This is a genomic window from Prochlorococcus marinus (genome assembly GCF_001180245.1).
In the GTDB taxonomy this organism is placed as follows: Bacteria; Cyanobacteriota; Cyanobacteriia; order PCC-6307; family Cyanobiaceae; genus Prochlorococcus_A; species Prochlorococcus_A marinus_F.
Genome location: NZ_CVSV01000061.1, coordinates 109592 through 124187, shown reverse-complemented (window position 1 = coordinate 124187; position 14596 = coordinate 109592). Strand labels below are relative to the sequence as shown.

The following is a 14596-nucleotide window of genomic DNA, read 5'->3' as shown; positions in this document are numbered from 1 at the left end:
ATAGCTGCCCCTACATATTTTGGTATTCCACTAACCCATAGAGATGCTGCGAGTTCCGTAACTTTTGTCACTGGACATGAGCGTGTAGATAAGGAAAAAAAGACAGTGAATTGGAGAGATTTAGCTAAATCATCAGATAGCTTAGTAATTTTTATGGGTATAAAAAATATTGAATTTATTGTGGAAGAATTAATTCTAGGTGGTTTAGATAAGAGTACTAAATGCGCTGTTATTCAAGAAGCTACTTTAAAAAATCAAAAATGTTTAATAGAGAAATTAGATAATCTTCCAGATAAAATCAAAGAAAGAGAATTTTTAGCTCCATCAATCATCATTATTGGAAAAATTGTTGAATTTAAGGTTAATAACAATATAACTAAAGTATCTGATGTCTATTTACCAGATATTAATAAAGTTCAATTATATAATAAATCCCAAAAGTAAATTGGATCGAATTTAGGTTTAAGCTTTAAATCATCAACTTGATAAATTTGTCTGCAAGATAAGCTATTAATTGCAACTATTATGTCATCATTTTGAAATTCTGGAGGAATTAATTCTTCTTTTACAATTTTCAATTTTAAAGCTTGAGAAACCATAATCCCCTCTAAACAGCCGCTCTCTTTTCTAGGAGTTATCCATTGATTATTTCTTTTAATTAGAAGATTAAATGTACTTCCACAACAAAGTTCACCTGAGGTATTCAAAAGGATAGAATCATCAAATGATTTTTCATTAGCTTCTGTCAAAACTTGTATTGCCTGATTATATGAAAATGTTTTGCATTTACTTATAAGACTGAATTCATTTATTTTTTCCGTTTGACTAATGCAAACGTTTATTGGATTAAAATTTGGTTTGATTCTATAAAACTCAAGCCATAAATTGTCCAAATTTTTTGTCTCTAAAGTGCTATCAATTCTTAGTGTTCGACCTTCATTAGTTCCTCGACTATAGTTTATTCTTACTGAAGCAAATTGATCATTTTTAAGCGATAACTTTTTAATTCCATCGTGAATAAGTTGTCTCAAAGTTAATTTATTTATTTTGAGGTTAATATTTAAAATCTTGCTACTTTTTTCTAATCTTTTCAGATGTTCATCAAAAAGAATAGGTTTGTTTTCTTTTATCAAAATGGTTTCAAATATACCATCTGCAAATTTTAATCCTCTATTATTCGCAGTAATAAATATTCTATCAATATCCAACCATTGATCCTTGTGCCAGCCTAATGTTTCAATCATTTTAGTGAATCGATTAATGGTAAAAGTTTCCACTGTAGTTCATCAGTTTCCTCCTCCGGGTCTGAGTCAATAACTATTCCGCAACCAGCATATATATTGATTTTTTTGTCTTTAATTAAAAATGATCTTATTAGTATATTGCTGTCAAACTCTCCATTCCAGTCAAGCTTCAAAAATGAGCCACAGTATGGTCCGCGTTCACATTTTTCTAATTCAAAAAGTCTCTGGCATGATCTTAATTTAGGTGCTCCAGTTATAGAGCCCCCAGGCCAACAAGCTTTTAGTAAATCAATCCAGTTCGTGTCTTTTTTTAATTTGCCTCTGATTACTGAAGTTAGATGATGAACTTTTAAGAAACTTTCAAGTTTTAATATTTCTGGCACCACAATACTTCCTGTTTCGCAAACTTTACTTAAATCATTTCTTATTAGGTCAACAATCATAATATTTTCGGCTCTATCTTTCTCGTTAGTTATTAAATCGATAGCATTAAGTGCGTCTTGATTTAAATCTTTATCTCTGGATCTAGTCCCTTTGATAGGTCTTGATTCTACAAAATTTTTATTATCGATTTTTAAAAATCTTTCTGGCGAGGTAGATAATACAGCCTCTTTATAATTATTATTTATTATTATTCCTCCAAAGGGAGCTCTTAATTTCCTTCTTATTTTCAAATAAATATCTAGAGGTTTATAGTTTTTGGAAGATTCAATTTCGCATTTAGTTGTTAGGTTTGCTTGAAATATATCTCCTATGGAAATTAATTTTTTCAATTTTAAAATATTTTTCTGAAATTTTTCAGCCATTTCGTCCAAATTTATTTTTGAAAAATCAAAATTCAACTTTGTTTTAATAATATTTTCTTCTTCGATATTCTTTATATTGTTGATTATGTTTTTATAATTCATCAGTTCAGATGAGTTTGTGCCTTCGATAATTATTTCTTTTTTTATTAGATTACATTTAATGATTGGATCATATGATGCAATCCATAAAGTTGCCATATTAGATTTTTCCCATGGGTTTTTTGGTTCTATGTAAACTCCAGCTTCATAACTTAACCATCCGATCCAAAATCCTTTTTCAATATTTCTTAAATTGTTAAATGGATTATTAGTTTTGTCTAAGTTATTGATATCTCTTGATTGGATTATTTTTTTAGGTTTAATTCCTATTATTGACCATTCCCCATTTTCTTTGCCATCGCTGTCTAGCCAAGCTAATCCTTTATCTCCAAATTTTTTTGTTAGGTGATGCGTAATCAGTGCTGGATCTATCCATTTTTCTAGAATTATTTTTTTTATTTTCATTTTTTATTATTGTTATTAAGCCATTTTTCATAAGCAGCATTTCTAATTCTGCAGCTATCACACTTACCGCATGGTTTTGAATTGCCCGAATAACAACTCCATGTTTTATCTAAAGGGACATGATTATCAAAAGCTAATTTAATAATTTCCTCTTTATTTAAATCTAATAGTGGTGTCCAAAGTTTTATTGGATTATTTTCTCTTCCTCTTTTATTGGCTAAATCAGCTAACTCTTGAAATTTTTTAATGTAGTCAGGTCTGCAATCTGGATAACCAGAATAATCTAGTGCATTAACTCCTAATCCTATAAAATCAGCATCTATTGCTTCGGCATAACTTAGTGCAACGGAAATAAATATAGTATTTCGCCCAGGAACATAAGTATTAGGAATTTTATTAGTTTGTACCCCTTCTATTGGAATATTTTTTTGAGTATCAGTTAATGACGAGCCTCCCCATAAAGATAAGTCAAGCTTAATGATTTTAAATTCGTCGATATCAAAGTGTTTTGCAATTATTGATGCAGAATTTAATTCTTTTTTATGACGTTGACCGTAGTCAAATGAAAGGCCAAAAATTTTAGCTTCGGATTTTTTGGCGATACCAGTAACTGTAGAAGAATCTAAACCTCCAGATAATAAAACTACTATCGATTTGTTTTTAAGAGTCATATGATTTCAATTAATTTTTAAGTATTTGTGAGTTTGAAGGCTTAATTTCCAATCGGGGTTGTTTTTTACGAAATCAATAGCTAAAGAAAAACCATTCGCATTGTTCCATGCTGGCTGTAAATAAAAAATTTTATTTTCTTTTTTTAAGCCATCTTCGCTTTTAGAGAGTTGATATTGTTTTAAAGTTTCTTTTTTTATTTGAATAGCAAATTCAATATCTTCTATTTCATTTATGATTATTTTGATCTCATTACAGTTTTTTAAAAAATAATTTTTTGGAGGTGAGTGTCTTTTAGGAGATAAAGTGATCCAGTCATAGCTTCCTGATATCGAATTAACTCCACTTGTCTCAATATGAATCTTCATTGGCTTTTGTTCTTCTCCCATTGTCATTTTTTTTATAGCTTTGCAAAAATTATCCAAGTTATGTTGTAAAGGTTCTCCACCTGTAATAACGCAAAAAGATGCCCCTTTTTTTCTGGCAATTTTTATGCGATCTATTATTTTTTCAATTGATATAGAAGGGTGTTTTTTCTCGTCCCATGAATTCTTGGTATCGCACCACGAACATCCAACTTTGCATCCGGCTAATCTTACAAAAAAAGCACTTTTTCCAGCGTGATAACCTTCACCTTGTAATGAATGAAATTGTTCGACTAAGGGTAAAAAATTTGTCATTTTCATTCAAAAAAATAAAGAATATTAATTTGATTGAGTTAACTTATCTTGAGAGGCTTTTATTAATCCTTTAAATAAAGGATGAGGTTTGCCAGGTCTTGATAAAAACTCAGGATGATATTGACAGGCTAAGAAGTATGGATGATTTTCTAACTCAATTAACTCAACTAATCTGCCATCTGGTGATGTACCACTAATTTTGTATCCAGAATCTAAAAAACTTTGTTTGTAGTAATTATTAAATTCGTATCTATGCCGATGTCTCTCATAAATAACATCCTCATCATATAAGTTTTTTCCAGTTGTATTTTTTGTCAGTCTACAAGGATAAACTCCAAGTCTCATTGTCCCACCTAAATCAACTACATCTTCCTGTTCTGGTAATAAATGTATCACTGGATTTGGAGTGTTTGGGTTTAGTTCTGAACTAGATGCATCTGGAAGATTAGCTACATTCCTGGCCCATTCTATAACTGCACATTGCATGCCAAGGCACAAACCTAAAAAGGGAATTTTATTTTCTCTTGCGAATTTTATAGCCGAAATTTTTCCATTTACTCCTCTATTGCCAAATCCCCCGGGTACGACAATTGCATCAACTTCATTTAAGTAAGTTTCTGCTGAATTTTTTTCTATCATTTCAGCACTTACCCAATGTAAATCTAATAAAGCCCTTTGTTCAATGCATGCATGTCTTAAAGCTTCAACAACGGATAAATATGCATCTCCAAGTTCAATATATTTGCCTACAAGTGCAACTTTTATTGGATCTCCAGGATTTCTTAGGTTGTGTATTAGTTGCTCCCAATTTTTCAAATCACATTTTTTATCTTCAAGGTCTAAATACTTCAAGGTTTCTTTGCATAAACCTTCTTTTTTTAAAGAAAGAGGTACAGAATATATACTGTCTGCGTCTAAAGCTTCAATTACAGAGTTGATATTGACACCGCAAAAACCACTAAGCTTTTTTTTAAGAGCTTCATTGATAGATTTATCACTTCGGCATACAAGTAAATCTGGCTGAATTCCAATTGATCTTAATTCTTTCACTGAATGTTGTGTTGGTTTAGTTTTTATTTCGCCAGAGGTTTTGATGTAAGGAAGTAATGTTACGTGTATGTATGCTACATCGTTCCTATTGACATCATTTTTGAATTCTCTTATTGCCTCTAAAAAAGGTAGAGATTCAATATCACCAACTGTTCCACCAATTTCAGTAATAATAATATCTGCATTGCTGTTAGCGGCTACTCTATGAATCCTTTCTCTAATTTCTCCCGTTATGTGAGGTATTACTTGCACAGTTCCACCGTTATAATTGCCTCTTCTTTCTTTATTAATAACTGCTTGATAAATAGATCCCGTAGTCACACTATTTAACCTAGTCATTGCAGTATCAGTAAATCTTTCATAGTGACCTAAATCTAGATCGGTTTCAGCCCCATCTTCGGTTACAAATACTTCTCCATGTTGAAAAGGGCTCATTGTTCCTGGATCAACATTTAGATATGGATCTAGTTTTAATATTGAAACACTATATCCTCTAGATTTTAATAATCTTCCTAAGCTTGCAGCTACAATCCCTTTACCAATGCTAGAAACTACTCCTCCGGTGACAAATACAAATTTTGACATTAAATATTTTTAATTAAGCACAGCCTCCTTATATTTTATTTAAACAAAAAACTTTTAGAACATCCATATATATTCTTATTCATCAATTGTTATTTCAATATCTAATTCTTTTAATTGTAATTCAGAGACATTGGAAGGTGCATTTGTGAGAAGACATTTTGCTTGTTGATTTTTTGGAAACGCAATGGTTTCTCTGATTGAATCTGCACCAATGATCAGCATGGTAATACGATCCAATCCAAACGCTATTCCACCATGAGGAGGAGCCCCCATTTCTAAGGCTTCTATTAAAAATCCAAATTTTTCATCAATCTCTTTATCAGTTAGTCCTACCGTTTTCAGAACCTGTCTTTGTAAGTTCGCCTCATGAATACGTAAAGAGCCACCTCCTAACTCCAATCCATTAAGAACTAAGTCATAAGCATTTGCTGTAGAGCTCTCAATTTCTTTTTTCAAGTTTTCAGAATCTTTAGATTTTATATTTTTTGGAGAACAAAAAGGATGATGTAAAGCTTCATATCTATTTTCATCTTCATTTCTCTCAAACATAGGGAAGTCAGTTACCCATAAGAAATTCCATTTGCTTTTATCTATGAGATTTAATTCTTTTGCGATATATTGTCTAACCCTATCTAATGACTGATTGACAATTTGTTTATCTCCAGCTCCTAAGAGGATTAAGTCTCCATCTTTTGCTTCTGTGATTTTTAAAATATCAGCTATATGCTCTTCACTTAAATTATTTTTAATTGCCCCAATAGTCTCAAGCTCATCTCCTTTGACCCTTATAAAGGCTAAACCACCAGCTCCTGCGTCTTGAGCTACTTTGAAGATGTCACCTCCCGGTTTAATTCTTACGTTGCTAATACTTGAATTGCCTCCTTTGACTGTTATGGATTTTATATACCCTCCAGACTTAATTGCCTTGGTGAAAATATTAAATCCAATATTACCTAATACTCCTCCTAAATCTTTCAATAACATTTGATATCTAGTATCTGGTCTATCAGTGCCGTAATTATCCATTGCTGCCTGCCATGTCATTCTTGGAAAAGCATTATTAAAATTAATATTTAACACTTCTTTCCATATTGTTTTTATGAGACTTTCATTAAAAGAAATTATTTCTTCTTCACTAATAAAGCTCATCTCAATATCTAATTGAGTAAACTCTGGCTGTCTATCTGCCCTTAAGTCTTCATCACGGAAACATTTTGCGATTTGATAATACTTATCTAAGCCCCCAACCATTAAAAGTTGTTTAAAGAGTTGTGGGGATTGAGGTAAAGCAAAAAATTCTCCATTTGAAAGACGTGCAGGAACAAGAAAATCGCGAGCCCCTTCAGGAGTTGACTTTGTAAGTAATGGGGTCTCTACTTCTGTAAATCCAAAATTATCAAGAAATTCTCTAGCAACTTTAATAATCTTATGTCTTGTTTTTAAATTTTCTAGTAATTTTCCCCTTCTTAAATCAAGGTATCTATATTTTAATCTGAGCTCCTCTTTTGTATTTTCATAATCATGTATAGATACTGGAAAAGGTAAGTTGTTTTTAATTTGGTTGAGAATTTGCAAATCTTTAACCTTAAGCTCTAACTCTCCAGTACTTAAATTTGTATTTATGGAATCTTTGGGCCTTTCATTAATAATTCCGCTGACCATTATTACTGTTTCATTTCTTAGAGTTTCTGCCTGTTTAAATAGATCTGCACCATCATCGGGGTTAATTGTTATTTGTAGAAATCCACTATGGTCTCTTAAATCAATAAAAATTACACCACCATGATCTCTTCTTCTATCTACCCATCCGCATAAATTAACTAATTTACCAATATCTGTATTATTGAGTTCTTCACAAATTTTGTTTCTCATCTAAGTATGGTTTATTTATCAATAACTTATAATAATTCTTTAAGGGTAAATTTAGTTAATAATTCTTTTTATAAAACGCTCTTTTTGTTATAACCCCGTTGAATTTTTTGCCTCTTATTAATATTTCAACTTCATTATTTATTAAGGCATGCGAAGTATTGATGTATGCAAAAGCAATAGCTTGTTGTTTAGTTGGAGACCAACTGCCGCTAGTGATAGTTCCAATATTCTCATCACCTTTAAGCACTGCGCACCCTTTTCTTCCTATTGCTTTACCTTTTATAGAGAGACCAACTAACTTTTTTTGAATGCCTAATCTTGACTGCTCTTCAAGAACTCTTCTGCCAATGAATTCGTGATTATTTTCTAGATGTACTAGCCATCCTAACCCTGCTTCATATGGAGAAGTTTCTTCATTTATGTCTTGCCCATAAAGATGCATGCCTGCTTCAAGTCTAAGTGTATCTCTAGCTCCTAAACCACAAAGTGCAACATTTTTAGAAATTGAGAAATCCCATAAATTAATTGCTGCTTTTTTAGATAAAAGTATTTCTAGACCATTTTCCCCCGTATAGCCTGTCTTTGAAAAGAAAATTTTTTCCTTAGGCGAAATATGGTCAAAAATTTTATATTCGCATCCAAAGTTAGGGATATGTGAGATCGAAGATTCAATCCATTCTTCAAATAAACCGAATGAGTTTTTTCCTTGTAGTGCTAAAAGTACTTTGTCTTTTTTAAAGTTTGTTATCGAAATTTCAGACATATTTAAATTATTTTTTATCCACTGAAAATCTTCTTCATATCTACTCGCATTAACTATTAACAATAATTCTGATATGTCATTTGTTTGTATACCAAGGTCATAAATTATTAAGTCATCTATTATTCCTCCTTTATCATTGAGCATTACTGTATAAAGCCCCTGACCTTCACAAAAGGAGTATAAATTAGTAGGAAAAAGTTTTTGAATATAATCCTTTGGATTGATTCCCTTGATAGAAATCACACCCATGTGAGAAATATCAAATAATCCTGCTGAATATCTAACTGATTCATGCTCTTTAATTAATCCTGAAAATGATATGGGCATTTCCCAACCTGCAAAATCCACTAATTTTGCATTGGATTCAACATATTTTGAAAAAAGAGGACTTTTTAGCAAATCCATGAAATATTTAGTTTCTATTTAGTATTTCTACACTTTAGTTTAGAAATTTTTTATTGCATATTTTCTAATGACAAAATTAAGCTTCTAAGTACTTTGGCTGCAACTATGCTACTTACTCCGCTTCTATCAATTTCTGGAGATAATTCCACAATATCTGATCCCACGATTCTAAGGTCTTTTAAAGTTTTAAGTATCTCTTCAAAATCATTCCAAAAAAATCCTCCCGGTTCTGGAGTGCCCGTCCCTGCTAATAAACTGGGATCAAACCAATCTAAATCTATTGTTAAATAGATTGGAGACTTAGCGTATGGAAGAAGAGCTTGTTTTAATTCATATGCATTTCCGCCTGGACAAAAGTTAACTAATTGGTTGTTGTTATGCATAATTTCAAATTCTTCCTTAGTCCCACTTCTAATTCCTACTTGCAAAATTTTCTTTTCAGGTAGCACTTCTAAGCACCTTTTCATAGTACAGGCATGACTATGTTCATTTCCTATATATGATTCTCTTAAATCTGCATGAGCATCAAGTTGAACCAATATCAAATCTGGATATTTTTTTACTAATGCTTCAATTGCACCTCTTGTAATAGAGTGTTCGCCGCCAAGCATAATAGGACTAAGGCGTTTACTAATTAAATAATTTGTTGCTGATTTGACCGATTCAATAACGGACTTTGAGTCATTTTTATCAATTAGTATTGATCCAAAATCAACATACATAATATCCTCTAAGTCTTTTTTTATTTTTGGACAATATGTTTCTAAACAAGAACTGACTTGTCTTATTGCTTCTGGACCAAATCTTGCTCCTGGTTTAAACGAACATGTCCCGTCATAATTAACTCCAAATATTCCAATTGAGCAATTTTCGGGACTTCTTTTTGCTCCCATATAAATTGCATTTTCGTTATCAAATAAATTTTTTGTCATCTTATGAATCTAGTTCTTTTACAATTTTATTTGGCATCATTTTGAATGCTGCATTTTGAAAATTTAAATTCCAAATTTCACATCCTTTTTCTATTTTTACGACTTCATCATAATTTTGCTTTGATAAACTTAGATCTTCTGAAGAAGCAAATGTCCAACTCCAAATCCCGCTTGGATATATAGGCACAAAGGAATACATAGTTTCAGAAACTTTAAATATATTTTTTAGGCTTTTCAAAATATTTATGTGAATATTTTTGAAGGATTCAGGAGATTCGCTTTGAGTTGCTAATATCCCCCTTGGTGCAAGTATTCTTTTACATTCTTTATAAAAAGAATGTGAAAATAATAAATTTGAAAATTCTGAGGGATCTGAACAATCTATAAATATAACGTCGTAAAAATTATCTTCTGTTTTTTTTACCCATTTAACGCCATCATCAATATGTATTTCTAATCTTTTGTCATTCCATGCTTCGCCTGCAATTTCTTTTAGAAATTGTTTAGATATTTTGATTACCTCCTCATCAATTTCTACTAGATCAATTTTTGATATTTGAGAATATTTAACGCATTCTCTTACAGTACCACCGTCACCACCGCCAATAATTAGTACATTAGATTTTTCGTCAATGCTACTTAATGCAGGATGCACAAGACACTCATGATAATATTTCTCGTCTTTTAATGATGTCATCCAGCAACCATCTAACATTAAAGCTTTACCATAATATTCATTTTCAATAACAATAATTTCTTGATATTTTGAGGTTTTTTTAATTAGAATTTTCCCATTTAGGCCGAACCTTGAGCCTTTATGATATTCATCTATCCATGTTGTAATATCTGTCATTTGCTTTTAGGAATTTTTCCCGCCAGTTTATGTTTGGCTATTTGCCAAAGCCGTTGAAAGTCTTTAGGAGTTTGTTTTTTAATATTATCTCCTGCATGCTCTTCGACGATTGAAAATCTGTCTAAAAATTTCATATTAGTTTTTTGAAGAGCTGATTCAGGATTGATCTTTAAAAAGTTTGAGAGATTAAGAAGGGTAAAGTAAATATCCCCAAATTCATTTTTTATCTCTGAATTATTTTTACTTTTAATTGCTTCCTTTAATTCATCAATCTCTTCTTCTAACTTTTTAAAAATTTCATCAGTACTTTCCCACTTGAAGCCATGTTTTTTAACAACATTTGTGATTTTACCTGTTCCAACCGTTGGCGGTAAATTTTTAATTTTCAAATTTAAATTTCTACTAATTGAAGATTTCATATGAGGTGCTTCTTTTTCTAAATTTTTTATATTTACCCAAATTTGTTGTGATTTTTTTAATGATACTTTTTCTTTTTTGTTAAAAATATATGGATGTCTATTAATAATTTTCTTGTTTAGATTTTTTATAACATCATTTAGTGTAAATTCTTTTTCTTCGTAACCGATTTCAGCATGAAGCATGACTTGTAATAAAAGATCTCCTAACTCCTCACACATGTTATCTTCATTTTTTTCATATATCGCATCTATAAATTCATTACTTTCTTCATATAAAAATGGGATCAACGATATATGAGACTGTATTTTCTGCCATGGGCAGCCCCATGTTTTATCTTTTAATGCTTTGATATTAGATATTAAGTTTTTAAAACTATTTATAGTCTCTAAATCGGAATTGTTTTCCAATTTATATCTATTGTTTGAGGACATAGGATATATTTTATTAATTAAATTTTGACTCAATCATGAAATATTTAAATACTTAGTATAAATTTTTCAACTTCATCTATTAGAATGTTCTATTATAAGGGCGATTAGCTCAGCGGTAGAGCGCCTGCCTTACAAGCAGGATGTCCCTGGTTCGAACCCTGGATCGCCCATTTATTATTTTTCTAATGACTGAGATCGTCAATCTTTCAATCAGTCAAAATGCTGCTTCAGAACTATCTAGGCAAGCTTCTTTTGGAGGTTCTCCAGGAGAAATGTCGATTGATTTGGTAGAGGATAAAAATTGTTCCGAAGGATGGATGCATATTAAATTAAGGCCAGGTACATGTAATGGATCCCCTATTTCAAGAACTGAAGGAGTAACTTTATATGCGGATGTAAAAAAGTTTAATTTACTGAAAGATTTAAAATTAGATTATTACGGTGATTTGAGCGGTGGTGGCTTTCTTATTTCAACACCAAAAAATGCAAAACGTTGTTCCTGTGGTTCTGGTTTCAAACTTTTGTAGAATGGACGTGTCTTTTTTTGCAAACTAATATTATTTTCATTAATTGGCTGCTCTCAAGATAAAATAAACAAAAAGTTTATCGAAATAAAATTTACACATGACAGAGATGAATGATCAATTATCTTTAGAGAATTATTCACCTTTTGAAGTAGAGAAAAAGTGGCAAGAAAAATGGGAAAGTCTAAAGGCGTTTAGTCCTAACCCTGAGGATGATGGTGAGCCTTTTTGTGTTGTCATTCCGCCACCAAATGTAACTGGATCTTTGCATATGGGGCATGCATTTAATACGGCTTTGATAGATGTTGTAGTACGTTTTCAAAGACTGTTAGGTAAGAATGTTTTGTGTTTACCGGGAACTGATCATGCTTCAATAGCTGTTCAAACTATTCTCGAAAAACAATTAAAAAGTGAAGGCAAAACAAGCGAGGATATTGGAAGAGATGAATTTCTTAAAAGAGCATGGAACTGGAAAGAACAAAGTGGTGGAAGAATAGTTTCTCAATTAAAAAGGATAGGATATTCAGTTGACTGGACTAGAGAAAGATTTACTCTTGATCAAAAATTAAATGAAGCAGTTATTGAGGCTTTTAATATTCTTTATAAAAAGAATTTAATTTATAGAGGCGAATATTTGGTTAATTGGTGCCCTAAATCTCAATCTGCCGTAAGTGATCTTGAAGTTGAAATGCAAGAAGTAAATGGTCATTTATGGCATTTTAAATACCCTTTAATTTCTGAAAGCGGTGAATACTTAGATAAATACTTAGAAGTTGCAACAACAAGACCAGAAACTCTTTTGGGTGATACTGCTGTGGCAGTTAATCCTGATGATGATAGATATAAAGAATTTATTGGACTCAAAGTAAAAGTTCCTTTCGTTGATAGAGAAATACCTATTATCGCTGATTCACATGTTGATAAAGATTTTGGTACCGGTTGTGTGAAGGTTACTCCAGCTCATGATCCAAATGATTTTGCAATAGGAAAAAGGCATAATTTAAAACAGATTAATGTAATGAACAAAGATGGAACTTTAAATATTAATTCAGGTATTTTTCAAAATTTAGATAGATATGACGCTAGAAAGAAAATTATCCAAGAATTAGATAATTTAGGCCTGCTGACAAAGATAGAGGATTATAAACATACTGTTCCTTTTTCTGATAGAGGTAAGGTGCCAATTGAACCTTTATTGTCAACACAATGGTTTTTGAAAATGGATGATATATCACAAGGATGTCTTAATGAACTTGATTCCAAAAAACCATCGTTTATCCCTCTACGCTGGGAGAAAGTTTATAAGGATTGGTTAGAGAATATTAATGATTGGTGTATCAGTCGGCAATTGTGGTGGGGGCACCAAATACCGGCCTGGTATGTTTTAGATAAATCTCAAGACTCAATAGAACAAAATACTCCATATATCGTTGCAAGAAATGAAGAGGATGCCTTAATCGAAGCTAATAAAAAATTTGGATTAAATATTAAATTGGTTCGTGATAAAGATGTTTTGGATACATGGTTTTCAAGTGGTTTGTGGCCTTTTTCAACCCTTGGTTGGCCAAATATAAATGATCCTGATTTTAAAAAATGGTATCCAAATAGTGTTCTTGTTACTGGTTTCGATATTATTTTCTTCTGGGTGGCAAGAATGACAATGATGGGGAATACTTTTACAAAGAATATTCCTTTTAGGGATGTTTATATTCATGGTCTAGTGCGAGATGAAAACAATAAAAAAATGAGTAAAAGTTCAGGTAATGGTATTGATCCAATACTATTAATTGATAAATATGGTTCTGATGCTCTACGATTTGCTTTGATTCGAGAAGTTGCAGGTGCTGGACAAGATATCCGACTTGATTTTGATAGGAAAAAAGATACATCTTCAACCGTTGAAGCTTCAAGAAATTTTGCGAATAAATTATGGAATGCAACTAAATTTGTGTTAATTAATAAAACTTCTAATAATAATTATTCGCTTAATGAGAGTGATGAAACTTCTTTAGAGTTATGTGATAAGTGGATTTTATCAAAATTGAATCAGGTAAATATAAAAGTTGCTGCTTTGTTGACAGAATATAAATTGGGAGAATCTGCGAAACTTCTATATGAATTTACGTGGAATGATTTTTGTGACTGGTATGTAGAATTTGCTAAACAAAGGTTTAATAATAAAGATACTCAAAATAGACAAATATCTGAAAAAGTTTTAATAAAAGTGCTCAATGATATTTTGGTAATGATTCATCCTTTTATGCCGCACATTACTGAGGAACTTTGGCATGTGTTGCAACTAAAACCAGATAATGCATTATTATCTCTTCAAAAATGGCCAATTCACGAAAATAAATTTGTTGACAATAAGCTTGATAATTCCTTTCAGCAACTCTTTGAAATTATTAGGCTGATTAGAAATTTGAGAGCTGAATTAGGTCTTAAGCCATCAGAAAAAAGTCCTGTATATTTAATTTCAGACAATGATGAATTGATTGATTTTTTAAAAACTTTAGTTGACGATATTCAAACCTTAACTAAATCTTCTGAAGTATTTATTTTTAAAACTAATGCTGTTGATAAAAAAGAGTTCGCTAAATCTTTTTCTGGGATAATTAGTGATTTAGAGGTTTACTTACCTTTTCAGGATTTTGTAAATATAGATGCATTAAAGGAAAGGTTAACCAAGGATTTAAAAAAGGTGAATATTGAATTAGAAAATTTAAATAAAAGATTATCTAATAACAATTTCGTTGATAAGGCTCCAAAAGATATTGTTGATGAATGCAGATTTAAATTAAATGAGGGTTCGGTACAAAAGGAAAGAATAACTAAAAAACTCGAACTTTTGAATTGAG

At 31.2% G+C, this 14596-nt stretch carries 13 protein-coding genes and 1 tRNA gene; 4 read left to right on the top strand and 10 right to left on the bottom strand.

Annotated features, from left to right (window positions below; translation table 11 throughout):
- Window positions 1-444, top strand: a 444-nt coding sequence (locus tag AMO19_RS02580; protein ID WP_257008934.1) for an SAM-dependent methyltransferase, incomplete at its 5' end; no start/stop codon positions are given.
- On the opposite strand, the gene AMO19_RS02575 is transcribed toward AMO19_RS02580, so the two are convergent.
- The 10 genes from AMO19_RS02575 to mazG all read right to left on the bottom strand — a co-directional run bounded on the left by AMO19_RS02575 (window position 417) and on the right by mazG (window position 11214).
- Window positions 417-1244, bottom strand: a complete 828-nt coding sequence (locus AMO19_RS02575; RefSeq protein WP_075507217.1) for an aminotransferase class IV — start codon at window positions 1242-1244, stop codon at window positions 417-419. The genes AMO19_RS02580 and AMO19_RS02575 overlap by 28 nt on opposite strands.
- Window positions 1241-2554: an anthranilate synthase component I family protein gene (locus AMO19_RS02570; RefSeq protein WP_075507216.1), complete on the bottom strand. Its 1314-nt coding sequence runs from the start codon at window positions 2552-2554 to the stop codon at window positions 1241-1243. The genes AMO19_RS02575 and AMO19_RS02570 overlap by 4 nt, the downstream gene beginning before the upstream one ends.
- Complete coding sequence (gene queC / locus AMO19_RS02565) at window positions 2551-3225, bottom strand: 7-cyano-7-deazaguanine synthase QueC (protein WP_011819302.1); 675 nt, start codon at window positions 3223-3225, stop codon at window positions 2551-2553. The genes AMO19_RS02570 and queC overlap by 4 nt, the downstream gene beginning before the upstream one ends.
- Before the next feature lie 6 nt (window positions 3226-3231).
- Window positions 3232-3903, bottom strand: coding sequence for a 7-carboxy-7-deazaguanine synthase QueE (locus AMO19_RS02560; RefSeq protein ID WP_075507226.1), 672 nt, complete (start codon window positions 3901-3903; stop codon window positions 3232-3234).
- Between the two features lie 24 nt (window positions 3904-3927).
- Window positions 3928-5538 (bottom strand): CTP synthase, encoded by a 1611-nt coding sequence (locus AMO19_RS02555; RefSeq protein ID WP_075507215.1) that lies wholly within the window; start codon window positions 5536-5538, stop codon window positions 3928-3930.
- Between the two features lie 75 nt (window positions 5539-5613).
- The gene (gene aspS, locus AMO19_RS02550; RefSeq protein WP_075507214.1) at window positions 5614-7410 is read right to left on the bottom strand and encodes an aspartate--tRNA ligase; all 1797 of its coding nucleotides are present in this window, start codon (window positions 7408-7410) and stop codon (window positions 5614-5616) included.
- 55 nt (window positions 7411-7465) lie between these two features.
- Complete coding sequence (gcvT, locus tag AMO19_RS02545) at window positions 7466-8578, bottom strand: glycine cleavage system aminomethyltransferase GcvT (RefSeq protein ID WP_075507213.1); 1113 nt, start codon at window positions 8576-8578, stop codon at window positions 7466-7468.
- A 50-nt stretch (window positions 8579-8628) separates the two neighbouring features.
- Window positions 8629-9510 carry an agmatinase gene (gene speB / locus AMO19_RS02540; RefSeq protein WP_025941062.1) on the bottom strand — a complete coding sequence of 294 codons (882 nt, stop codon included), beginning with the start codon at window positions 9508-9510 and terminating at the stop codon, window positions 8629-8631.
- 1 nt (window position 9511) lies between these two features.
- The gene (gene speE, locus AMO19_RS02535; protein WP_075507212.1) at window positions 9512-10363 is read right to left on the bottom strand and encodes a polyamine aminopropyltransferase; all 852 of its coding nucleotides are present in this window, start codon (window positions 10361-10363) and stop codon (window positions 9512-9514) included.
- Window positions 10360-11214 carry a nucleoside triphosphate pyrophosphohydrolase gene (gene mazG, locus AMO19_RS02530; RefSeq protein WP_075507225.1) on the bottom strand — a complete coding sequence of 285 codons (855 nt, stop codon included), beginning with the start codon at window positions 11212-11214 and terminating at the stop codon, window positions 10360-10362. The genes speE and mazG overlap by 4 nt, the downstream gene beginning before the upstream one ends.
- Before the next feature lie 98 nt (window positions 11215-11312).
- Here mazG and AMO19_RS02525 point away from each other — a divergent pair.
- The 3 genes from AMO19_RS02525 to AMO19_RS02515 all read left to right on the top strand — a co-directional run bounded on the left by AMO19_RS02525 (window position 11313) and on the right by AMO19_RS02515 (window position 14595).
- Window positions 11313-11384, top strand: a tRNA-Val gene (locus AMO19_RS02525).
- Entirely contained in the window at window positions 11355-11741 is a 387-nt protein-coding gene (locus AMO19_RS02520; RefSeq protein WP_032569250.1) for an AIR synthase, read from the top strand. Before AMO19_RS02525 ends, AMO19_RS02520 begins: the two co-directional genes overlap by 30 nt.
- Before the next feature lie 97 nt (window positions 11742-11838).
- Entirely contained in the window at window positions 11839-14595 is a 2757-nt protein-coding gene (locus tag AMO19_RS02515; RefSeq protein ID WP_075507211.1) for a valine--tRNA ligase, read from the top strand.
- Window position 14596 lies beyond the last annotated feature (1 nt).